Consider the following 20,930-nt stretch of genomic DNA (forward strand, 5'->3'; position numbering starts at 1 on the left):
ATCGAATGGCTCGAACAGCTGCTGATCGACTTCAAGGGCAGCGTCGTTACTGTCACCCATGACCGCAGCTTCCTGAACCGCGTCGCCACCCGCATCGTGGAGCTGGACCGAGGCAAGCTGGGCTCCTACCCCGGCAACTTCGAGCAATACCTGCTGCAGAAGGAAGAGCAGCTCGCCCAGGAGGCCGTCATCAGCGCCAAGGCCGACAAGCTCCTGGCCCAGGAAGAAATCTGGATCCGCAAGGGCGTGGAAGCCCGCCGCACCCGAAGCCAGAGCCGCATCAGCCGCCTGCAGGAACTGCGCGCCAGCCGCGCCGCCCGCCGGGAGGTGCAAGGCAGCGTCAACATGGACGTGGCCTCCGGCCAGTCCAGCGGCAAGATCGTGGCCGAGCTCACCGAGGCCACCAAATCCTTCGGCGAAAAGACCGTCATCCGCAAGTTCAGCGGCACCATCCTGCGCGGCGACAAGGTCGGGCTGCTCGGCCCCAACGGCGCGGGCAAGACGACCCTGCTGAAGCTGATCCTGGGTGAGCTCGAACCCGACAGCGGCAAGATCCGCCGGGGCACCAACCTGCAGGTGGCGTACTTCGACCAGATGCGCGACAAGCTCGACCTCGACGCCACCCTGGAAGACTTCATCAGCCCCGGCAGCGAGTGGATCGAGATCGGCTCGCAGAAGAAGCACGTCAAGAGCTACCTCTCGGACTTCCTCTTCTCCCCCGCGCGTGCCAACTCCCCCGTGCGCTCGCTCAGCGGCGGGGAGCGCAACCGCCTGCTGCTGGCGCGCCTGTTCGCGCGCCCGGCCAACGTGCTGGTGCTCGACGAGCCGACCAACGACCTCGACATCGACACCCTGGAACTGCTCGAAAACCTGCTGCAGGACTACGACGGCACCGTGTTCCTCGTGAGCCACGACCGGACCTTCCTCGACAACGTGGTCACCAGCACCATTGCCTACGAAGGCGACGGCAGCTGGCGCGAGTACGAAGGCAGCGTGCAGGACTGGCTGATCCAGTCCAAGCGCGCCCGAGAGATCGCCGAGCAGCGCGCGGCCGCGGCACCCGCCCCGACGCCAGCCCCCGCACCCGCCCCGGCCGCGGCGGAAGCCTCCGCCCCCAAGGCTGCAGGCGCCCGCAAGAAGCTCTCCTATAAAGAGCAGCGAGAACTCGACACCCTCCCCGCCCAGATCGCAGCACTCGAAGCCGAGCAGACCCGCATCACCGAAATGCTCGAACTCGACGGCGGCGCCATCTACGCCAGCGACGCGTCGCGCGCCGCCGAACTGGCCGAGCGCCACGCCAGGATCGACGACGAACTGCTCTCCGCCCTGGAGCGCCAGGAAGAGCTCACCGCCGGACGCTGACACCCGTCGGCGCCGATCGTCCGCCCGTCCGACGCCGGGCGGGCGCCGACTAGGCTATATATGCGGCTCACCCTTCCAAGCCCCGGGAAAGCCGCATGCCTTTTTCCTTCCAGACGTTCTTGCGCCGTTCCACTGCGCTTCTCGCGCTGCTGATCCTCTGTGCCTGCGCACAGCTGCCCCAGAACGTCGACCGGCCCGTCTCGACCGCTCTCGCCTCACCAGCCGCCGGCACCGCGATGGCCGATCTGGTGCAGCAGCGCCGGCAGACCGACAAGGCCCGCTATGAATCCGGCTTCCTGCTCCTGGGCGGTCCGCAGGCCGCCTACGGCAGCCGGCTCGCGCTGATCGAGGGTGCCCAGAAGACGCTGGACCTGCAGTACTACGCGATCCACGCCGATGCCAGCACCGGCCGCCTGCTGCGCGGCCTGCGCTCGGCGGCCGAGCGCGGCGTGCGGGTGCGCGTGCTGCTCGACGACTTCCACACCACCGGCCGCGACGCATTGGTGCTGGGCCTGGCCTTCATACCGAACATCGAGATGCGCCTGTTCAACCCGCTGGCCGGCTCGCGCGACTCCACCTTCAGCCGCCTGCTCAACTCGATCGATGACGCCTCGCGCATCCAGCAGCGCATGCACAACAAGCTGTTCCTGGCCGACAACGTGCTCGGCGTCACGGGCGGGCGCAACCTCGGCGATGCGTATTTCGGCAACGCGACAAACGGCAACTTCGTCGATGTCGACGTGCTGGCGGCCGGACCCATCGTGCAAGACCTCTCGCGCAGCTTCGACAGCTACTGGAACAACGAGCGCGCCTACCCGGTGCAATCGCTGGTCACGCGCGAGGAGCTGCAGGCCATGCGCGACCGCGCGAGAAAGGCCGACCAGGAGCTGGCCGAGGAATCTGCCAGCCAGCAGAAAGCCTCGGACAACGCCCCTCCCACCGCCGAACAGCGCGCCCGCGCCTGGGACGAGAAGCCGCTGGACCTGCGCACCGCCACCTTCGTCTGGGCGCCGGCCGCGATGTTGGCGGACAAGCCCGGCAAGATCCCCGCCGACTCGGGCCCCGAAAGCGCGAAGGCGCCGGGCCTCGTGGTCAGCCGGCCCGGCGACAAGGCCGGCACCTCGCCCGGTGCGGCCTCGCTGGAAGCCGCGTCCGATCTGGCCGCCAGCGGCGACACCGTGGTCGAAGGCCTGCTGCAGCTGATCGGCCAGGCGCGCGCCGACCTGCTCATCATCTCGCCCTACTTCGTGCCCGGAAAAGACATGCTGCAAGCCTTTTCCGCAGCCCGCACCCGGGGCGTGCGCATCCGCGTGCTGACCAACTCGCTGGCCTCGAACGACGCGCCGGTGGCGCACGTGGGCTACGCGCGCCACCGCGAGGAGTTGCTCGGAATGGGCATCGAGCTCTACGAACTGCGCAGCGAGCAGGCGGGCTTCGGCAACGTCTTCGGCTCCTCGGGCGGCAGCAGCGCCACCGGCGAATCGCGCGCCATGCTGCACTCCAAGGTGCTGGTGATGGACGGCCGTCTGCTGGTGGTCGGCTCGATGAACCTCGACCTGCGATCGCAACTGCAGAACACCGAGATCGCGCTGCTGATCCGCAGCAACGAACTCTCGCGCGCCGCGTCCGAGCAGATCGAACGCGGCATGCGCGAGCGCTCGTGGCATGTCGAGCTGGTCGACGGCTCCCTGCTGTGGCGCGCGCCCGAGGGCAGCGGCCTGAAGGACACCACCACCGAGCCCGATGCCAGCGCCACGCTGCGGCTGCTGCTCAAGCTCTTCGGGCCGCTGGCGCCCGACCAGCTGCTATAGACGCCGTCAGTGCTTGTGCTGGTGCGCCGAACCGCCTGCATCGGCACCTTCGGGCGCCCCCACCGGCAGCGTCACGTCCAGCGCGGTCTTCACGCCCTTGGCGTCCTCGAACTTCAGCGTCATCGGCACGGTCCCGCCCTTGGCCAGCGCGCCCTTCAGGTCCATCATCATCACGTGATAGCCGCCGGGCTTGAGCTCGACGGTCTGGCCCGCGGGCAGGTCGAGGCCGCCGGTCAGTTCGCGCATCTTCATGGTGTCGCCTTCCATCTTCATCTCGTGCACTTCGGCAATGCCGGCGGCCGGGGTGGAGATGCTCACCAGCTTCACGCCGGTGGGCGCAGTGAGCTTCATGAAGGCACCGGTGCCGCTCTGGCCCGGCACCGACTGGCGCACCCAGCCGTCGCGCACGTCGACCGTGGCCACGCCCTGCGCCACCACGTTCAGCTTGGCGGCCGGGCTCTTCAGGCCGGCGGTCGAGCTGCCCGAGGCCGGCACCTCGGCCCAGTCGGCCACGCCGGTATCGCAGGTCTGCAGCACCTTGAACCACAGCGTGCCGGGCGTCGCGGGAACCTTGCCGCGCAGCACGAACTCGGCACGCTCGCTGCCGGGCAACGCGTTCTCGGGCTTTTCTGCCGTCCAGCGCACTTCGCCATCACCGCTCTTCTGCACGTCGAGCTTCCAGCCCTTGCGCTCCTGCGCGTCGCTCAGCACGAAGCCCTTGGGCAGGCGCACGGCGAGGCCGGTGGTGGCCTTGGCACCTTCGCAGGCGTGGCCGACACGGAAAGCGGCGTTGTAGTCGCTACCGACGGTGGCACCGCCCGGCGGCAGGGTGACGTGCGCCACGGCGGCGCCCATGCCCCCCAGCATGGCGCAGGCAGCAGCGGTCTTGAGGGCGGTCATCGAAGTCTTGTTCATATCGTGTCCTTGCAGTTGGAGTGAAAGAGTCAAAGGTCGAACTTGAGTTCGGCCACGTAGGTGCGCTGCGGGTACGGGTGAAAGGCCCAGTACTTGTTGTTGTTCAGGTTGTCGATGCCGAAGGACGCGCTCCATTGCTTGTCGATCCGGTAGCGTATGCGCGCGTCGACCACGAAGAACTTCGAGAAGCCCATGTACGCGAAGCCGTTGGGGTCGCTGTTGTCGAGCGTGCCGTACTGCTTGCCGCTGTAGCGCGCGCCGACGGTGTAGCTCCAGTTGGCGTCCGGCCGGTAGGTGGCGAGCAGCGTGGCTCGCACCTTCGGCACGCGCGGCTGGTCGTGGCCGACACTGGCGGGAAAGCCGCTGTTGGCGGTGATCTTCGAGCGGGTCAGCGTGAGGCTGCCGCCGAGGTCGAGCCCCCGCACGCCCACATCGACCGCATTCATCGCCACCTCGAGCCCGCGCGTGCGGATGGCGTCGACGTTCTGCACCGTGCTCACGAGGTTGGTGAGGGCCTGCGTGTAGAGCGCGTCCTTCGTGTTCTCGAAGAACAGCGTGGTGCGCAGCACGCCATCGAGCCCCCAGCCCTTCAGGTCGCGCTCGGCGCTGAGCTCGGTGGTCCACGAGCGTTCGGGGCGCAGGTTCGGATTGGTGTTGATGATCTGGTTTCCGCTGATCGAGCCCTGGTAGAGCTCGCTCACCGTCGGCATGCGCACCGCGCGGCCGGTCGAGGCCTTGAGGAGCCAGTCGGACGTGGCCTGCCAGGCGATGGCGGCCTTGGGCGAGTCGTAGCTGTTCTTGCGCGGCGCAAAGTTCAGCAGCGTGGCCGCGCTGCCGAGCTGGCCGCCGTAGGCTTCCCAGCGCTCGTGGCGCAGGCCGAGCGTGGTCTTCCAGTCCTTCGCGAAGCGCCAGGTGTCCTGCACGTAGAGCGACTGCAGCCGGGTGTTGCCGTTGAAGGCCGAGAACGGCGTGACGGGCGATCCGTTGATCCAGTCGAGCGTGTTGCCGACGCTGGTGCGCAGGCGCGCCGTGTCCTGCTGGAAGCCGAAGTCGACCACGTGCGCGCCCACGCCCTCGGCCGAGCCGGTAGGCCGCCAGGTGCCGGCCGCCTTGAAGGTGTTCCAGCCGGAGCCGCCCGTGTCGGTGGTGCGGCCCGGCCCGCCGCTGAAGGCGCCCGGCAGCGGCGTGGTGGGCGTGCGCGAGGTGTCGCTCGAATAGTCGAACAGGCTCGCCGCCACCTCCCAGTCGAACACGCCGCCGGTGTGGCTCTTCACCGAGAGGCCGTGCATGTAGTGAGTGAGCGCGGTCTCGGTCGGTGCGAGCGCGGCGCTCGGTGAATCGAGGTTGTAGGTGCGCCCGCCGATGTTCACGCGGCCGCCGTACACCGGCCGCCCGAGCGCATCGCGCAGCCAGGTGTCGACGCCGCCGTGCGTGGTGTTGTTCCACGCGCCCAGCGTGTAGGTGGCGCGCACGGTGGGCGAGAAGTCGTACGCCACCTTGAGCTTGGCCTGCTCCTGCGTGGTGTCGTAGATGGTGGAGCCGCCCACCAGCCACCACGGCTGGTTCGACGGGTTCAGCCCCAGCACCGCGCCGGTCACGGGCGTGCCTGCGCTGCCGATCGTGCCCGCACTCACCAGCCGGTTGCCGAACACCAGCGCCTGCCCCTTGCTGTGAGTACGCGAGGCGCTGAGCCACCACGACCAGTCGCCGCTGCGGCTGCCCAGCGACAGGTCGAGCTGCTGGCCGGCCGGGGAGGAATGGCTGTTGTACAGATCGAAGTTCGACACGAAGCCGCTGAGCTTGACGTGCGCCTCCAGCTGCGTGGGCATGCGCGTCACGTAGTCGACCACCGCGCCCACCGAGTTGCCGGGGTAGGCAGCAGAGAACGGCCCGTAGAGCACGTCGACCCGCTCGATTTCTTCCGGCGACACCATGCCCCAGCGAGGCGCGTAGGTGGCGCCGTTGCCCAGCGGGTTCGACAGCATGATGCCGTCGGCATAGACCAGCGAGCGAGCGCTGTTGCCCGTGCCCGAGGCGCGGGTGGCGAGCACGGCATGGTTGAAGTCGCCGATGTAGCGCTTGCGCACGACCAGGCTCGGCAGGTACTTGAGCGCGTCTTCGCTGTCGGTGGCGTTGACGGTTTCGACGATCTGGTCGTGCGTCACGCCTTCGATGGTGGTGGGGATCTGCGCCGGCAGCGAGGTCGGCCGGCCGCCGCTCACGGTGACGGTGCTGAGCGAACGGCCACCGGTGCCGCTTTCAGGCGCTTCGGCGGGCTGCTGCTGCGCCAGCGCGGGCGCGCCAAGAGGAAATGCCATGGCGATCGCCAGGGCGCGGGAATGCTTTTTCAAGAGGAACCTTCTCCACGAAACTTCAAGCCAGACAGGCCGCACACGCACTCGGTCGTGCGTATGCAGCTATGGTTTTGAGAGCGTCAGGAGAAAGTCGGGGGCCCGCGCGCCGGCAGCGGCGCCGCGGTGGCCGCGGCCAGGCGCGCGGCGGGAATGGACTGGACCACGCGGCCCAGCGGCAAGGGAAGATCGAAAACCGGAACCGCCATGGCCGGCGGCGGCGCGCCGGTCAGCACGCACAGCGGGCAGTCCATGTGCGAGGCGCCCATTTCCTGCGCGCCGTCTTCGGTGTGGACTACCACCTTGATCGAGCCGGCGCTGGAGCACACAAGCTCCATCGACTGCGGATTCACCAGCGGCGACGCCACCGCCACGCCCAGCGACATCACGAACCACAGCAGCACCCAGCGGCCGACGAGGCCGAGGAAGCGGGTGTGGGTTCGCAACGCGTGCATGGCGGGCGATTATCTGCGCACTTTGCCCTTGGCGGCAGGGGCCGCGGCCTTGGCTGGCGCTTTGGCGGGGGCCTTGGCGCCCCTGGCGGCGGGTGCCGCCTTCGTCGATTTGCCGCCCTTCTGCACCGCCTGCCCGCGCTGGCCCTTCACGGCCTTGCCGCCGCGCACGGCCCTTGGCGCGGGCGATGGCGCCGCGAGCGCGGGCATCGGCTGCGCCGTCTGCGCCTGTGCGTTGGTCAGCACCGGTGTCACGGTGAAGCCGCGCGCAGCCATCAGCGTGGGCAACCCCTGCGGGCCGATCATGTGCAACGCCCCGACCGCCGCGAAGACGCCCTTGCCGCCGGCGTGCAGGCGCTCGATGCCATCGGCCAGGTTCGGGTTGCGGTCGTCGAGCAGGCGCTTCATCAGACGCTGCTCGGCAGGCGTCTTTAGGCAGTCGCACCACTCGGGATAGCTAGCCAGTTTGGCCGCGTCGCTGCGCGCCCAGACATCGGCCAGTTCCTTGAGCTGGCCGCGCAGCTTGCCGGACTCCAGCTCGTCGAGTGCCGCATCGACCTGCTCGGCTTCTTCGGCTTCGGACTCGCCCGTCAGCACCTTGATCTGTTCAGCCGCGTTTTCGAGCGCGACGATCGGCTTGCTGCTGTTGCGGGCGGAGACCGCCAGCGTCTCGTCCACGCCGAATTCCGGGTACAGCCCATCGGCACGCCCCGCCAGGCCGGCCAGCGCCGTGACCTGCAGGATCGGCTGCAGCTTCGACAGCGTTCCCGGCGGCACGCAAGCTTCAGAGTTCTGGCGCTCCAGCCGGCGGGCGCGCTCGCCGCTGAGCATGCGCGCCAGCAGCTCCGGGTCGGCCGGCCGGGCCATGGCGCGGGCGGTGGCCTCGTCGCGCAGGTCGAGTTCCAGCGCGAGGGTGTCGCTCTGCGTCAGCGCCTTCTGGATGGTCGGGCCGGGTCGCACCCAGTCGCCGCGGCCGACGTGGATGGTGCCGTAGAGCCACGAGGTGCGCCCGTCGCGCTCGATGCGCCAGAGCACCCCGCGGTCGACGCCGTTGCGCACGCCCATGCCCGGCTTCTCGAGGCTGGCGATGGCCGATGGTGGGCAGGCGGCATGTGCCGCCGCGAAGCTGAACACACAGCACGCGCCAGCCAGGATCTGGCGTGGCATGCGCCGGAAATCCGGCGCGGAAGGAAGAAGAGAGAGGATGTCGCGCATCCGCGCGATGACATGCATGCCGCGCATCCGCGCGGCGAGGACCCGGAGTATCCGCAAGGCTTGCTCCACGATGAAAGAAAGTCCGGCATTCTCACAGCACCGCTGCCCATAATCCGAAACCATGCAGAGCATCTTCCACCTTGCCTTCAACGTTCGCGACCTCGACGGCGCCCGCCGCTTCTATGGCGACGTGCTCGGCTGCGCCGAAGGCCGCAGCACCGACACCTGGGTCGACTTCGACTTCTTCGGCCACCAGATTTCCCTCCACCTCGGCGAGCCCTTCGCCACCGCCCGCACCGGCCGCGTCGGCGACGTGATGGTGCCGATGCCGCACTTCGGCCTCGCGCTGGCCCTGCCCGACTGGCAGGCAATGGCCGCGCGGCTCGAAGCCGCCGGCACCGAGTTCGTGCTGAAGCCGCAGGTGCGCTTCGAGGGCCAGCCGGGCGAGCAATGGACGATGTTCTTCTTCGACCCGTTCGGCAACCCGATCGAGATCAAGGGCTTGCGCTCCCTCGAAACGCTGTACGACAAGTGAAATGACCCCGCGCCGGATCGCCCCTCGCGGCGCCGCCGCACTCTTCGCACTCCTCTGTGCCACGGCGGCGCATGCCCAGCTCGACTGCGAGCTCAACGGCCGCAGCGTGAACCCGGCCAACGGCAGCAGCACCGCCGGCAAGACCGGCCTGCTGCGCTGCAAGGACCACGCAACCGGCGAGCTGCAGCGCGAAGAGCAGATCCAGAACGGCGTGTCGATGGGCCTGGTGCGCATCTACGAGAAGGGCAAGCTCGCCAAGGAGCACAGCCTCAACGCCAAGGGCAACCTGCACGGCCGCGCCCGCGAGTTCTCGCCCACGGGCCGCGTGCTGCGCGACGCCACCTACGACGACGGCCAGGAGCGCGGGCTGGTGCGCAACTTCTACCCCGACGGCAAGCTGCGGCGCGCCATCTTCTATCCCGACACCGGCAGCGGCAGCGAACGCGCGTCGGTCGAATTCACCGAGAACGGCCAGCTTTCGGCCCTGCGCTGCGCGGACGCGCCCACGCTCGCGCCGGTGGCGGACGACGCCAAGCTCTGCGGCTTCACGGGCACCGGCCCGTCGCAGGTCGACCTGTTCGACGCGCGCGGCAGCCTGCGTTCGCGGCTTTCTTTCGTGTCGGGCAAGCGGGTGCGCTCGCAGAGCTTCTACGACAACGGCAAGACCGCATCGCTGGACGAAACCGTGGGCAACCAGCGCACCGAGCAGAACTACTCGTCCGAAGGCATCAAGCGCCGCGAGACGGTGTACCTGCTGGTCGAGCGCGCGAGCATCCGCGTGCGCGAGCAGGCCTTCTCCGAAAAAGGCACGCTGGTGCGCGACCAGCGCTGGAACAGCGCGGGCGAGCCGATCGTCGACGACGGCTACTACCTCAACGGCCAGCCGCGCAGCAAGTCGGCATACAGCGGCAGCGGCGACGCGCGCGCGGTCGAGATCACCGAGTTCTACGACAGCGGCCAGCGCGCCGCGCAGGGCCGCTACGAGATCGCGGGCCGCAACCGGCAGATTCCGGTCGGCACCCACCAGCGCTTCAGCGAGAAGGGCACGCTGCTGGCCGAGTCGAGCTTCGACGCCAAGGGCCGCGTGACGCGCGAGCGCACCTGGGACGAAAGCGGCGAATTGCAGCGGGACGACGAAGTCTTCGAAGACGGCTCGCGAAAGGCGTTTACCCGCTAGGGCAAACGCCGGTTGCCGGCATCAGTCCAGCTTGATGCCGGCCTGCTTGATGATCGGGCCCCAGCGCTTCGACTCCGCGCGCGACAGCGCCGCGAACTGCGCCGGCGAGCCCGGCATCGCCTCCATGCCGAAGTCTTCGAAACGCTTCTGCACGGCGGGCGTGCCGAATGCCTTGTTCAGGTCGCCGTTGAGCTTGTTCACCACCGCGGGCGGCAGGCCGGCCGGGCCGAGGATGCCCTGGAACGCGAACACTTCGGTGTTGGGCACGCCAACTTCGGCCAGCGTCGGCACGTTGGGCAGCAGCTTGCTGCGCGCGCCCGAGCCGATGGCCAGCACCCGCACCTTGTTGCTCTGCATGATCGACAGGCCCGAGGCCAGGTCGAGGAACATGCAGGGCACCTGCCCGCCCATCACGTCGGCCATGGCCGGCGCCGCGCCGCGGTACGGAATGTGGGTGATGAAGGTGCCGGTGCGCACCTTGAACATTTCCATTGCCAGGTGGTGCGGCGAGCCGTTGCCGGGCGAGGCGTAGTTGACCTTGCCGGGATTGGCCTTCACGTAGGCCAGGAACTCCTTGAAGTTCTTCGCCGGGAAGTCCGGATGCACCACCAGCGCGAGCGGAAACTTGCCGATCGCGCCGATGTAGGTGAAGTCTCTTTCGGGGTTGAACGGCAGCTTGCTGAACAGGTGCTCGTTGAAGGCCAGCACCGCGTTGTCGGCCGAGAGGATCGTGTAGCCGTCGGGCTTGCTCTTGGCGACCAGGTCGGCGCCGATGTTGGTCGAGGCGCCGGGGCGGTTGTCGACCACGATCTGCTGGCCCAGCGTCTGGCGCATCGATTCGGCCAGCACGCGCGCGATCACGTCGGTGCCGCCGCCCGCCGGATAGGGCACAACCCACTTGATGAGCTGCGCGGGGTACTCCTGCGCGTGGGCGAAAGGCGTGGCGGCCACTGCGGCGCCGGAAGCGAGCGTGGCGAGAAGGGTGCGGCGATCCATGGATCAGTCTCCAGTCGTTTGTAATTGGTTTGGAAATCAGGAAGCGGACAGCGATGGTACGGGCAGCTCGTGCAGCGCATCGGCCAGCGCGGCGCGGCAGCGCGCCTCGTCGCCGACCTGCTCGAACAGCAGCAGCGCAAGCCGCGCCAGGAACAGCGATTCGCGCTCGGCGCCCGCCTCGGTGATGGCGCGTGCGCACTCGGCATAGAGGCGGTCGCGGGCGTCGGGGTTCAGCGGTGTCGTGGTCATGCGAGGGGCTCCTGGGCCGCGCGGGCCAGTGCAGGTTGCAGGGCGCCGGGCGGCAGGCGATGCCAGCGCGCGGCCACGTGGCCATCGGGACGCAGCAGGTAGACCGCGCCGTCTTGCGCGCCGAGCGCTTCGAAGACGGCGGGAGATGCATGCGCGTCGGCGCCGTCGACGCCGTCGATGCCCGGGGCCGCGATGCTGCGCACGACGAAGGGCAGCGCGCCCTGCAGTGCCTGCGCAATGTCGGCTGCAGGCAGCGGGGCCACATCGGGCCGCAGCACCAGCAGCGTGAAGGTCGGCGCGATCCAGTCGGTGAGGTGGCCTTGCGCGAGTTGTTGCTCGGGCATCACCTCGCCCGGCAGCGGACCCGTCGGCAGTCCGTCACCCTCGCTAGACAGTGGCGAATCGACATAGCGCACGGCCTGCGTCTGGCGCGGATTGATGAGCTGCGCAATGCCGCGATGCGCTTCCGACAGCGACAGCGCCGCCTCGCGCAGCAGGTCGAAGCCCCGCGATGGCGGCGACATGAACTCGGTGCTGCGCATCGCGTTCTCGGCGTTCACGTGGAAGGCCGCGATGCGCTCATGCGAGTACGAGTCGAGCAGCGCCGCATCTGACAAGCCCCTGGCCACGAACGCCAGCTTCCACGCGAGGTTGTCCGCATCGTCGAAGCCCGAGTTAAGCCCACGCACGCCGAAGATCGGCATTGCATGCGCCGCGTTGCCCGCGAACACGACGCGGCCGTGGCGATAGCTGTCGAGCGTCATCGCGCCGGCGCGGTAGACCGAGGTCCACACCGTCTTCCACGGCAGGTGGCCTTCGCCGATGGCGTCGAGGTGGCGCTGCACGAACTCGGCCACAGCCGGCGGCTGCAGCGCTTCTTCGGTGCTCTGGCCGGGGCGCAGCTGGTAGTCGATGCGCCAGATGTCGTCGGGCTGGCGATGCATCAGCACGGTCGAGCCGGGGTTCCACGGTGGGTCGAACCACGCGCGGCGCTCGGTGGGATGGCCGCTGTGCAGCTCTATGTCGATGATCACGTAGCGGCCTTCATAGCCCGTGCCCTCGAGCGCGAGCCCCATCGCCTTGCGCACGAAGCTCTGGCCGCCGTCGCAGGCCGCGAGCCACTGTCCGTGCAGCCGGTAGGCGCCTTCGACGTTGCGCACGTCGAGCGTCACGCCCTCATCGCTTTGCGCGAGACCGGTGAGCTCGGTGCCCCAGCGGATGTCGATGAGCCCCGGCGTCTGCTCGTTGCGGCGGAAGATTTCCTCCAGCAGATAGTGCTCGGCGTAGTACTGCTCGAGGTTGATCATCGGCGGCAGCTTTTGCTGCGCGTCGTGCGGCATCTCGAAGCGGAACACTTCGGCCGTCTTGTAGAAGCTGCGACCGCCAGTCCACGGCAGGCCCTTGGCCATGAAGCCGGGCAGTACGCCGAGCCGCTCCATGATTTCAAGGCTGCGCCGCGAGATGCAGGCCGCGCGGCTGCCCACGCACACCGTGTCGTCGGCTTCGAGGATCACGCTGCGCACGCCGTGGCTCGCGAGCCCCAGCGCAAGCGCCATGCCGACCGGCCCACCGCCCGCGATCACCACTGGATGGCGGCCGGGTTCGATACCGCCTTCTTCGAGCGGCGGCGTCCAGGGCTTGTAGCGCGTGTAGTGGAAGGCGCCGACCGACGGCGGCAGTTCAGTGGCGCTGGCCGGCGGAGGCACGGGGCCGCTGGCGGCATCGGGAGAGTTCGTCATCCGACGGGATTGTCCCGATGCGCGGGGGCCGTCAATGTCATAACTTCGTACGAGGTACTTACCCGAACTGCTCTTCTTTTTCTTCACGCATGAGACGCTGGCGCATCCACCCGACCGACACCGCGCTGGCCGCAGCCGTCGTCGGCGACGTGCTCTCCGGCGTGGGCACGCCGCATCTGGCAACCAGCTACCTCAAGGCGATGCAGCGCGTGATGCCGGTGACTTTCTGCACCGTGTTCGTGGTCGATGCCACCGGCCGCATCGAGGCGGTGTCTGCCGCCAGCAGCTACGGCAGCACGGCAGAGCGCACCACCGAACGCTATGTGGCGCAGCGCTTCGACCTGCTCGACCCGAACATGGCCTGGCTCGCTGCGCGCAAGCTGCCGAAACGCGCGCAGCTATGGCTGGGCCACCAGCACGCCGACGAAGTGGCCGACCCGGCCTACCGCGCCGCCTGCTATGGCGACGTCGGCATCCGCGAGCGCGCGTCGGTGCTGTTGCTGCTGCCCACGGGGCAGCGCGTGGCGGTGAGCTTCTACCGCAGCCTCGCGCAGCCGGAGTTCGATGCATCGGACTTCGCGCGCATCGAGGCGCACGCCACGCTGCTGGCCGACGCCACCGCGGCGCATGGCCGCAGCGCTGTGGCCGTAAGGGAGGCGGTGGAGCCCACGCTGGCCTCGCGGCTGCTGAGGCTGAGCCTGCGCGAACGCGAGGTCATCGGCCACCTGATGGCTGGGAAGACGGCGAAGGAAGCTGCGCGCGAGATCGGCGTGGAGCTGACGACTGTGCGCACGCATCAGTACCGGGCGTTCCGGCGGTTGGGGATACGGTCGCAGAAAGAACTGCTGCGCGGTGCCGGTCCGGGCTGAAACGCGGCTTCAGTCTTCCGCGGTCTCTTCCTGCGCCGGGGCGGGCTTCACCAGCGACACCGGCGCCTCCTTCGGCCGCCCGGCCGTCGACACGATCTCCTGGTCGATCGCGCCGAACAGCGAACGCCCGTCGAGCCCCTTCATCTCGATGCGGATGGTGTCGCCGAACTTCATGAAGTCGGTATAGGGCTGGCCGGTCTGGATGGTCTCGATGCAGCGCTTCTCGGCGATGCACGAATAGCCCTTGGGCCAGTCCATGTGGCCGTTCTTCTCCACGCCCTTGTTGCTCACGGTACCGCTGCCGACGATGCTGCCGGCGCGCACGTTGCGTGTCTTGGCGATGTGGGCGATGAGCTGGCCGAAGTGGAAGGTCATCTCCGGGCCGGCGTCGCACATGCCGACCTTGCGGCCGTTCCAGCTGCTTTGCAGCGCCAGGTGCACGCGGCCGTCCTGCCAGGCCTCGCCGATCTCGTCGAGCGTCACGGCCACGGGGCTGAAGGCGGTGGCGGGCTTGCTCTGGAAGAAGCCGAAGCCCTTGGCCAGCTCGGCCGGAATCAGGTTGCGCAGGCTCACGTCGTTGGCCAGCATCACGAGGCGGATGCCGTCGAGCGCCTGGTCGGGCGTGGAGCCCATGCGCACGTCGCCGGTGATGACGGCGATCTCGGCCTCGAAGTCGATGCCCATGGCTTCGCTGGGCACGATCACGTCGTCGGTCGGGCCGAGGAAGTCGTCGCTGCCGCCCTGGTACATCAGCGGGTCGGTGTAGAAGCTCTCGGGCACTTCGGCGTTGCGCGCCTTGCGCACCAGCTCGACGTGGTTGATGTAGGCCGAGCCATCCGCCCACTGGTAGGCGCGCGGCAGCGGGGCCATGCACATCGACGGATCGAAGGGGAAGGCGTGGCGCGCGCGGCCGGTGTTGAGGGAGTCGTACAGGTCCTGCAGCTGCGGGCTCATGAAGCCCCAGTCGTCCAGCACCTGCTGCAGCCGGCTCGCGATGCCGGTGGCGTAGTGGGCGAGCGTGAGGTCGCGCGAGACAACGACGAGCTGGCCGTCGCGCGAGCCGTCCTTCAGGGTGGCGAGTTTCATGATGCGGTGCGTGCGTGATGGCGCGGGACACGGCGCGTGCACGAGGCCGGGCGCCGCTCCCACTTAAACTGGTTGAACGGGCGGCAGTGTACCGAGGTGGTCTTCGTGAACCTCCGGGCCGGCGCCTCACTCCACACACTGATGTCGACGCTCGTCGCCCCTCCTTCTTCCTTGCTGCCTCCCGGCCTGCCCGGGCGTCCGTCGTGGCGGGTGCTGATCGGTCTGACGCTGCTGGTGGCGCTGATCCACCTGCTGGTGCTCGGGCTGGCGCCGGTGGCCATCGGGCCGGAACCCTCGCCACTGGCGAGCAAGTTCAGCACGCGGACGATCGTGATCGCGCCGCCGGCTTCTGAAAAGCCCGCTGCGCCGGCTGCCGCCCCGGCGGAAGCCAAGCCAGCACCGCCGCCCAAGCCGCGCCGGCCCCGCGAGCCGTCGGCGCCCCGTCCGAAGCCGGCTCCTGCGGCCGTTACGCCGGCGCCGGAGCCAGACGCTTCCGTGCCCCCTGCTCCGGAAACACCCGACCTGACGGCCCAGGCTGCTCCCGATTCAGGAGCAGCACCGCCCGAAGCAGCCGCCAGCGCCCCGGCTGGTGCGTCTTCCCCTGCCGGTGGCACGGGCAGCGGCACCAAGACGGCCGGCGGCAGCGAAGCCTCGGGAACCATCGCCGGCACCCAGGCGCTGAGGATCCCCGGTTCGGTCACGCTCGATTTCGAAGCCACGGGCCAGGTGGGGGCCTCCCCGCAGCGGGGCGTGTTCGGTGAGCTCGTCTGGCTGCAGGATGGCTCCCGCTACGATGGGCGGCTGACGCTCAAGGCGGTGTTCTTCACCCTGCTCAACTGGCACAGCACCGGCCGCATCGGCCCCTCCGGCCTAGAGCCCGAGCGGTACTCCGAAAGCCGCAAGGCCGAGGTGGCGTCGCATTTCGTGCGCGACCAGGGGCAGATCGTGTTCAGCAACAACACGCCCCCCGTGCCCCTGCTGGCCGGCGCGCAGGACCGCATGAGCGTCATGATGCAGCTCGGCGGCCTGCTGGCGGCCAGCCCGGATCGCTATCCGGCGGGCACCCGGATCTCGGTCCAGACCGTGGGGCCACGCGATGCCGACGTCTGGGTCTTCGTGGTCGGCGAAGAGGAAAAGATAGCCCTCCCGGCCGGCGAATACACCGCGCGCAAGCTCACCCGCAACCCGCGCCGGGATTTCGATAGAAAACTGGAGCTCTGGCTTGCGCCGGCGTACGGTTATCTGCCCGTGCGCATCAGGCAGACGGAAGCAAACGGCGACTTCGCTGACGCCCAATTGCGCAAACCCCTACCCGCAGGCCCCTCGAATTGAGGAGAAAGTCACACTATCGAAGCAAAAGGTCCTGGAGATATGCCGATTAGCCTGTTGGTTTTACAAATAGACAACCTATCTTGAAACTGGCGCGTTGATTGCTATCTAAACCCCATGAACGCCATCGACATACTCACAGGGCCCGCCATGAACATGCTTTATGACTCGGAGTCTTTCGTCGTCGTACACGTGCAGCCCAATGAAGGCGAGGAGCCCGCGCAGCCGAATGTGCCGGTTCTGGAGCGCCATGGCTTCGAGATCGTGGACAAGCGTTCGGGCAAGGAGGTATACCTCGACGGCTCCTGGGCCGAACTGTTCCAGCAGCAGATCGCCGCCTGGCAGCTCAACACTCCCACCCAGGAAGAGGTCGAAGACACGCTCGAAGGCTATGCCGAGCTGGCCCACACCCCCGTGTTGGTGCACTGAGCCGAAAACCCCGGAAACAACGACTCAGTAGGTCACGGTCACCGTGATGGTGTCGGTATAGCTGCCCGGCGCAGCCGTGTACTGGCCGGCAGGCAGGCGACCGTAGACGGTGTGCGTGGTGCTTGCCGTCCTGGTCCCGAACCCACCTGAGGCGGACGCGCTGCCCGACACCGTGCTGGTCGCCCAGACCGTCCCATAGGTCGAACTGGTGTACAGGTTGTAGTTCAGGGTGTAGCTGCCATAGCTCATATAGCGGCTCGTGGTCGTTCCCGAATTCCCCGCACTAAGGCTGACCGTATAGCTCAAGGTGCTGGTTCCGAAGACACTTCCTGAAAACGTGGCCGACACCGTGATGGTGCCGGTACTTGTGGTGGCACTCGTCGTGGCCGCGCTGTAGTTTCCAAAGCTCAGGGCCGTCGCGCTGATGGTGGCAGAGCAGGTCGGCGTCCCGAGCCCCGTCGACGTGCATGACGCATGTGCCGACGCGGCAGCCAGCGCGCCAATCAGACCGGCAACCCAGATCAGCGCGCTGTAGTTGGAAGCATCGTTTCGCATGTGTAGGGCCCGATTTGTGGCAGCGTGCCGGTGGTCGGAATGGGGCCGACCGTGAAACTGCAATGGCCAGTGCGCCAATTCGCCTCGAAGCGTTCGCCCGCACGGGGGCGATCGAGCTGCAGCGTGCCGCCGTAGCCGGTGATCAATGGAAACGGACGGCCTTCGCCGACAACGTCGATGCCAGCCGGCAGCGGCGACCCGTCGGGCAGCCGGATCTGCATGGTGGCGCTCAGGTCGCGCGAGATGTCGAAGGTGGCCGCCGCAACGCCCTTGTACGACGGCACGACCTGCAGCACGTCGGAGTGCACCTGCGCCGAAATCGGCAGATCGCCGTTGTCCACGCTGATCTTGTTCAGCTCATGGGCACGCAGCCCGGTCACGAGGGCATGCCCCTCGCCGTCGGTCGTCGTCGCCAGGTTGTTCTCCCGGTAGATCTTGATGCCGGCCGCGCCAGGCACCGTCACCAGCGCAAAGCCGTCGCTGGACGATTGCGCCGCGAAGAACATGCCCGACGTATAGCCCAGTGAGCCCTCGGCAAGCACCCTGGCGCTGGTCTCCTTGTTGAGGTCGACGACCTGCGCGTTGAAGCTCGCATAGGGGGTCCGCCAGGTTGCCTCGGCCTGGGCGCGCTTTGTCTCGCCATTCGAGGCAACGACGCGCCAGCCCAGCCCCTCATCGCTCGGAGTCGCCTGGCTGACGTCGACCGTGGTGGTGGTCTTCCCGTTCTGCCGGTTGGTCGTGGCCGATGCGGTCTGCCGGTCGCCCAGCGGAAGGGTCAGGCTCAAGCCGACCGATGCGACGCGCTGGCGATTCGCCGTGGCGCCCGAGTCGGTGCGCGCCACATAGGTGTTCAGGAACACGGCACCGAGCTGAATGGAATGGTTGAGCGAAAGCACCTTGGCCTCGTCGCCGCCGCTGTAGCGCAATGCCGTGTAGGCCAGGCCCAGGCTGCCATAGCGGCGGCCAAGGGAGCGCCCCAGGAACAGTTGGGTCTGCCCGGTCGTGTGCGTCTGGCTGTCCAGCCATGCAACCTGCATGAAGCCTGCGCTGGCGGATTGCCGGCTTGCCGAGAAGCTCCACTCGGGAGCGATGTGCGCAAACGAGACGCGCCCGAGCGTTCCGCTGCCCGCGTCCTGCGAGCGACTGGCCGCGCCGTGCAGTCCGAACTCCCCCAGCGGCGCCCACACCCAGGTCAGGCCGGCGCCAGCAACCTGAACCTGCGCACCGGCCTCGCCATGCAGTTCCATGGTGGCCGTCTCACTGAGTCCGCGGCGCCAGTTGCCGGCAGCGAACGGGCTGCCGTACTCATTGCTCTGAAGGCCATAGTTGAGGCGGCTCCACCCCACGTTGACCGAGTAGTCCGACAAGCCCGCGCGCAGCAGATTCGTGCTCACGTAGTAAGGCGTCGTGACGGTGCGCCGCACGCCCAGCGCGTCGGACACCGAGAAGCTCATCTCACCCGCGCCGCTGAGCACCGGCACGTTGCTCAACGAAAACGGGCCCGAATCGACCTGCCCCTGATAGTGCAGCGTGTTGTTCACGTAGGCTTCGAGCGTCGATGCGACGGCCGATCCGCCCGTGAGCGACGGCACCGGATAGCTGATGTACCCGGGGCTCAACCCGAACTGGGTGCCGAACTGCACCCCGGCAAAGCGCGACGGCGTGGACCACGCGGCGTTCTGCGTGATGGCGTCGCCAACCGTCAGCCGCGTCAGGCGATCCGGGTCGTCGTAGCGGTAGTAGCTGTCGAGCCGGACCATCTTGCTCAACGACGAAAGGCCCGTTGCATTCTGATAGGCCGACTGGCCGACGAGCACGCTGTTCGCCAGCAATCCCCATTGGCCCGAAACCGTGCTGTCGAGCAGTCCCGATGCGGCAGTGCCGTTGCTGTCGTGCTGCAACGCCATGTTGTAGTTGACGAAGGCGGCATTGACGGAAGGCGTCGGCGACGGCCGGTTCGCGGCCTTGCCGGTGAGTGCACTGGCCACGAATGCCGTCACGGGCAAGCGCACTTGCGCCGTCTGCGTGCTTTCTTCCAGCGCCACGCTGCCATTGGGCAACGCAGCGGGGTCGTAGTAATCGCCCCCCTCGACCACGGCCGTCGCCTGGGCGGGAACGATGACGCGCCACGCCTGCAAATCGGCACGGCTGAACAACAGCTTGCCCCCGTGCCGGAGCGCAGAGCGTGCAGGCCCCTCTGCCGTGCCATTGACTTCGACGTCGATGATTACCGGGGTGAACGCTCGGTCGTCTGCAATCACTTGGGCCTGCGCCATGTGTGCCACCGGCAGCCAGCAAGCGAAAGCGACCAGGCTACTGAGCTGCTGCAGCCGTCGCACCGGGAACTTGCAGGAAGACGGGGGACAGCGGCACGTCGGAGTCCGCCTGCGCTTCGAGCTGGAGTCTGGCGCCCGGCGGCAGTGAAGGCAGTGCGACCGGCAACCTGGCGCTTTGCTGCGGCAGCACGTAAACCGACATACGTTGACGCAAGAGTTCGCTGCCATCCGCATGGCGCACGGTGACTTGCGTGATCTGGATGTGCTCGCGCCCCAGGTTGTCGATGGTCAGCGCCGACGCGCTCAGATGCCACGCGACCGAAGGCGCTCCCGCAGGGGACGAAGGAGGCACGAAGATCGGCAAGACCAGTTGCAGCAGCGTCTGCAATTCAGCGCCCGCCCCCTCGGCCCCCGTTGGCAGCGCCTTGTCGCGCGGCAACTGCCTCAGGAAGATGCGGTAGCTGCGCTCGTCGGCCAGCGCAGGCACCTGCAGGCCGAGGCGCACGATCTGCCGGCCATTGGCCGGAATCCGGAAGATCGCCGGATTGACCAGCACCTCGCGCGTAGGCGCATAGACATCCTGCTGGTCCTTCTGCGCCCAGCTCATGACTTCGGCCTGCATCGAGATCTCGCTGGCACCGTCGTTGGTCACGACCAGCGAAGCGACCGGCCGGTTGGGCTGCAGCACGACGCGGACCGGCGCGATCTGGATGCTCGCGGCCCGAACGTCGACAGGAACGGCCGAGACGGCCATCGCCGCCGCCGAACCGAGGATGATCGCCGCGCGCGGCAGGAGCTGGCGCATAGCCCAATCGAGGGACATGGACCGTGAACGCTCAGTAGGTGAGCGTCAGGGTGATCGTGTCGGTGTAGTCCGTTGCGGGCGCCACTGCGTACTGGGCGGCCGGGACCTTGCCGTAGACCGTATGGGTCACGGCCGAACCTGTGCCGGTGTAGTCCGACCCCGTCGTGCTGTTGCTCCAGTTGGTCGCATACGAGGAGTCCTTGTAGAGACCGTACGACAGGCTGTTGTAGCCGCTCGTCGCCGTGGCGCTCGTCATGGTCCGGGCCGTCACCGAGCCGCTGGTGCCTGCGCTCATGCCCAGCGAGTAGGTGGTGCCGTAGGTGCACTGCACGGTGAACGAGGTCGCGCCGGTGAGCGCAGTGCCCGGGGTGAAGCTTCCGAACGCGAGCGTGTCGGGCGTGGCCATGGCGCAGGAACTGAGCACCGTGGCCGTCACCTTGAAGGTCGTGGTGGCAGTCGTGGCGTGTGCGGACTGGAGCGGCAGCACGGCAAGCGCCACCAGGGCAGTGGCAATGGCGCCACCGAGTCTCAAGTTATTCATATCTACCCCGTAAGTGTCGGAAATTGAACTCCCCGGATAGATGGATATCCGGCCCGTATCGCGAGTCACATGTGGTCTTTGGTATGACTTGTTCGCGACGGGCCGAGTAAACCCAAAGACTTAGTAAAAAATTAGCAGGCTGTCAGTTAAAAGTTTCAGAAGTGTTCAGCGGTAAATCCACCGGAACTTCGGCGGCGGTTGCCTGGCCAGCGCGCGAACGAAAAAAGCGGGAGGGCGC

The 20,930-nt window shown here is 67.9% G+C and carries 19 protein-coding genes (1 of these 19 cut by a window edge); 7 read left to right on the forward strand and 12 right to left on the reverse strand.

Features of this window, described 5'->3' with window-relative positions:
* Nucleotides 1-1,362 carry the 3' portion of an ATP-binding cassette domain-containing protein gene (locus ACN9MV_RS29215; RefSeq protein ID WP_426390560.1) on the forward strand. Its footprint begins 543 nt before the window's first position, so 1,362 of the gene's 1,905 nt are visible here — the last part of the coding sequence; the start codon falls outside the window, past its left edge; the stop codon is at nt 1,360-1,362.
* Between the two features lie 95 nt (nt 1,363-1,457).
* Nucleotides 1,458-3,173 carry a phospholipase D family protein gene (locus ACN9MV_RS29220; RefSeq protein WP_426390561.1) on the forward strand — a complete coding sequence of 572 codons (1,716 nt, stop codon included), beginning with the start codon at nt 1,458-1,460 and terminating at the stop codon, nt 3,171-3,173.
* 6 nt (nt 3,174-3,179) lie between these two features.
* On the opposite strand, the gene ACN9MV_RS29225 is transcribed toward ACN9MV_RS29220, so the two are convergent.
* The 4 genes from ACN9MV_RS29225 to ACN9MV_RS29240 all read right to left on the reverse strand — a co-directional run bounded on the left by ACN9MV_RS29225 (nt 3,180) and on the right by ACN9MV_RS29240 (nt 8,058).
* Complete coding sequence (locus tag ACN9MV_RS29225; RefSeq protein ID WP_426390562.1) at nt 3,180-4,088, reverse strand: copper chaperone PCu(A)C; 909 nt, start codon at nt 4,086-4,088, stop codon at nt 3,180-3,182.
* 29 nt (nt 4,089-4,117) lie between these two features.
* Nucleotides 4,118-6,406, reverse strand: a complete 2,289-nt coding sequence (locus ACN9MV_RS29230) for a TonB-dependent receptor (RefSeq protein WP_426390563.1) — start codon at nt 6,404-6,406, stop codon at nt 4,118-4,120.
* A gap of 116 nt (nt 6,407-6,522) precedes the next feature.
* Nucleotides 6,523-6,894 carry a DUF2946 family protein gene (locus ACN9MV_RS29235; protein WP_093079084.1) on the reverse strand — a complete coding sequence of 124 codons (372 nt, stop codon included), beginning with the start codon at nt 6,892-6,894 and terminating at the stop codon, nt 6,523-6,525.
* A 9-nt stretch (nt 6,895-6,903) separates the two neighbouring features.
* Complete coding sequence (locus ACN9MV_RS29240; protein ID WP_426390564.1) at nt 6,904-8,058, reverse strand: TraB/GumN family protein; 1,155 nt, start codon at nt 8,056-8,058, stop codon at nt 6,904-6,906.
* A 169-nt stretch (nt 8,059-8,227) separates the two neighbouring features.
* Here ACN9MV_RS29240 and ACN9MV_RS29245 point away from each other — a divergent pair, with 169 nt between their 5' ends.
* Nucleotides 8,228-8,641, forward strand: coding sequence for a VOC family protein (locus tag ACN9MV_RS29245; RefSeq protein WP_093178403.1), 414 nt, complete (start codon nt 8,228-8,230; stop codon nt 8,639-8,641).
* Between the two features lies 1 nt (nt 8,642).
* Nucleotides 8,643-9,818: a toxin-antitoxin system YwqK family antitoxin gene (locus ACN9MV_RS29250; protein ID WP_426390565.1), complete on the forward strand. Its 1,176-nt coding sequence runs from the start codon at nt 8,643-8,645 to the stop codon at nt 9,816-9,818.
* 21 nt (nt 9,819-9,839) lie between these two features.
* Here the strand turns inward: ACN9MV_RS29250 and ACN9MV_RS29255 are convergent, their stop codons facing one another.
* Genes ACN9MV_RS29255 through ACN9MV_RS29265 form a run of 3 tightly spaced genes read right to left on the reverse strand, consistent with a single transcriptional unit; the run spans nt 9,840 to nt 12,802 of the window.
* Nucleotides 9,840-10,814, reverse strand: coding sequence for a Bug family tripartite tricarboxylate transporter substrate binding protein (locus ACN9MV_RS29255; RefSeq protein ID WP_426390566.1), 975 nt, complete (start codon nt 10,812-10,814; stop codon nt 9,840-9,842).
* Nucleotides 10,815-10,850: 36 nt separating this feature from the next.
* Complete coding sequence (locus tag ACN9MV_RS29260; protein WP_093059947.1) at nt 10,851-11,063, reverse strand: DUF2783 domain-containing protein; 213 nt, start codon at nt 11,061-11,063, stop codon at nt 10,851-10,853.
* Nucleotides 11,060-12,802 (reverse strand): FAD-dependent monooxygenase, encoded by a 1,743-nt coding sequence (locus tag ACN9MV_RS29265; RefSeq protein WP_426390567.1) that lies wholly within the window; start codon nt 12,800-12,802, stop codon nt 11,060-11,062. Before ACN9MV_RS29265 ends, ACN9MV_RS29260 begins: the two co-directional genes overlap by 4 nt.
* An 89-nt stretch (nt 12,803-12,891) precedes the next feature.
* Here ACN9MV_RS29265 and ACN9MV_RS29270 point away from each other — a divergent pair, with 89 nt between their 5' ends.
* Nucleotides 12,892-13,671 carry a helix-turn-helix transcriptional regulator gene (locus tag ACN9MV_RS29270; RefSeq protein WP_093078927.1) on the forward strand — a complete coding sequence of 260 codons (780 nt, stop codon included), beginning with the start codon at nt 12,892-12,894 and terminating at the stop codon, nt 13,669-13,671.
* A gap of 9 nt (nt 13,672-13,680) precedes the next feature.
* Here the strand turns inward: ACN9MV_RS29270 and ACN9MV_RS29275 are convergent, their stop codons facing one another.
* Nucleotides 13,681-14,757: a fumarylacetoacetate hydrolase family protein gene (locus ACN9MV_RS29275; RefSeq protein ID WP_093078929.1), complete on the reverse strand. Its 1,077-nt coding sequence runs from the start codon at nt 14,755-14,757 to the stop codon at nt 13,681-13,683.
* Nucleotides 14,758-14,898: 141 nt separating this feature from the next.
* Between ACN9MV_RS29275 and ACN9MV_RS29280 the strand changes: the two genes are divergently transcribed.
* A complete protein-coding gene (locus tag ACN9MV_RS29280) occupies nt 14,899-16,089 on the forward strand; it encodes a DUF3108 domain-containing protein (protein ID WP_426390568.1) in 1,191 nt (396 codons plus the stop codon).
* Between the two features lie 147 nt (nt 16,090-16,236).
* Entirely contained in the window at nt 16,237-16,515 is a 279-nt protein-coding gene (locus ACN9MV_RS29285) for a BTH_I0359 family protein (protein WP_176929076.1), read from the forward strand.
* A 24-nt stretch (nt 16,516-16,539) separates the two neighbouring features.
* Here ACN9MV_RS29285 and ACN9MV_RS29290 read toward each other — a convergent pair whose 3' ends face one another.
* The 4 genes from ACN9MV_RS29290 to ACN9MV_RS29305 are packed head-to-tail and all read right to left on the reverse strand — an operon-like array spanning nt 16,540 to nt 20,692.
* On the reverse strand, nt 16,540-17,070 hold the full coding sequence (locus tag ACN9MV_RS29290; RefSeq protein WP_426390569.1) for a spore coat protein U domain-containing protein: 531 nt from the start codon (nt 17,068-17,070) through the stop codon (nt 16,540-16,542).
* Entirely contained in the window at nt 17,037-19,346 is a 2,310-nt protein-coding gene (locus tag ACN9MV_RS29295) for a fimbria/pilus outer membrane usher protein (protein WP_426390570.1), read from the reverse strand. The genes ACN9MV_RS29290 and ACN9MV_RS29295 overlap by 34 nt, the downstream gene beginning before the upstream one ends.
* Before the next feature lie 37 nt (nt 19,347-19,383).
* Nucleotides 19,384-20,151: a fimbrial biogenesis chaperone gene (locus tag ACN9MV_RS29300; RefSeq protein ID WP_426390571.1), complete on the reverse strand. Its 768-nt coding sequence runs from the start codon at nt 20,149-20,151 to the stop codon at nt 19,384-19,386.
* A 31-nt stretch (nt 20,152-20,182) separates the two neighbouring features.
* Nucleotides 20,183-20,692 carry a Csu type fimbrial protein gene (locus ACN9MV_RS29305; protein WP_093059963.1) on the reverse strand — a complete coding sequence of 170 codons (510 nt, stop codon included), beginning with the start codon at nt 20,690-20,692 and terminating at the stop codon, nt 20,183-20,185.
* Between the last annotated feature and the right edge of the window lie 238 nt (nt 20,693-20,930).

It is taken from the genome of Variovorax sp. R-27 (genome assembly GCF_049913215.1).
Classification (GTDB): Bacteria; Pseudomonadota; Gammaproteobacteria; order Burkholderiales; family Burkholderiaceae_C; genus Variovorax.

Bases quoted from the DNA above. Each gene is read 5' to 3' on its own strand.
- ACN9MV_RS29220 (WP_426390561.1), top strand. From the start codon at position 1,458: ATGCCTTTTTCCTTCCAGACGTTCTTGCGCCGTTCCACTGCGCTTCTC.
- ACN9MV_RS29225 (WP_426390562.1), bottom strand. From the start codon at position 4,088: ATGAACAAGACTTCGATGACCGCCCTCAAGACCGCTGCTGCCTGCGCC.
- ACN9MV_RS29230 (WP_426390563.1), bottom strand. From the start codon at position 6,406: ATGGCATTTCCTCTTGGCGCGCCCGCGCTGGCGCAGCAGCAGCCCGCC.
- ACN9MV_RS29235 (WP_093079084.1), bottom strand. From the start codon at position 6,894: ATGCACGCGTTGCGAACCCACACCCGCTTCCTCGGCCTCGTCGGCCGC.
- ACN9MV_RS29240 (WP_426390564.1), bottom strand. From the start codon at position 8,058: ATGCCACGCCAGATCCTGGCTGGCGCGTGCTGTGTGTTCAGCTTCGCG.
- ACN9MV_RS29245 (WP_093178403.1), top strand. From the start codon at position 8,228: ATGCAGAGCATCTTCCACCTTGCCTTCAACGTTCGCGACCTCGACGGC.
- ACN9MV_RS29250 (WP_426390565.1), top strand. From the start codon at position 8,643: ATGACCCCGCGCCGGATCGCCCCTCGCGGCGCCGCCGCACTCTTCGCA.
- ACN9MV_RS29255 (WP_426390566.1), bottom strand. From the start codon at position 10,814: ATGGATCGCCGCACCCTTCTCGCCACGCTCGCTTCCGGCGCCGCAGTG.
- ACN9MV_RS29260 (WP_093059947.1), bottom strand. From the start codon at position 11,063: ATGACCACGACACCGCTGAACCCCGACGCCCGCGACCGCCTCTATGCC.
- ACN9MV_RS29265 (WP_426390567.1), bottom strand. From the start codon at position 12,802: ATGACGAACTCTCCCGATGCCGCCAGCGGCCCCGTGCCTCCGCCGGCC.
- ACN9MV_RS29270 (WP_093078927.1), top strand. From the start codon at position 12,892: ATGAGACGCTGGCGCATCCACCCGACCGACACCGCGCTGGCCGCAGCC.
- ACN9MV_RS29275 (WP_093078929.1), bottom strand. From the start codon at position 14,757: ATGAAACTCGCCACCCTGAAGGACGGCTCGCGCGACGGCCAGCTCGTC.
- ACN9MV_RS29280 (WP_426390568.1), top strand. From the start codon at position 14,899: ATGTCGACGCTCGTCGCCCCTCCTTCTTCCTTGCTGCCTCCCGGCCTG.
- ACN9MV_RS29285 (WP_176929076.1), top strand. From the start codon at position 16,237: ATGAACATGCTTTATGACTCGGAGTCTTTCGTCGTCGTACACGTGCAG.
- ACN9MV_RS29290 (WP_426390569.1), bottom strand. From the start codon at position 17,070: ATGCGAAACGATGCTTCCAACTACAGCGCGCTGATCTGGGTTGCCGGT.
- ACN9MV_RS29295 (WP_426390570.1), bottom strand. From the start codon at position 19,346: ATGGCGCAGGCCCAAGTGATTGCAGACGACCGAGCGTTCACCCCGGTA.
- ACN9MV_RS29300 (WP_426390571.1), bottom strand. From the start codon at position 20,151: ATGCGCCAGCTCCTGCCGCGCGCGGCGATCATCCTCGGTTCGGCGGCG.
- ACN9MV_RS29305 (WP_093059963.1), bottom strand. From the start codon at position 20,692: ATGAATAACTTGAGACTCGGTGGCGCCATTGCCACTGCCCTGGTGGCG.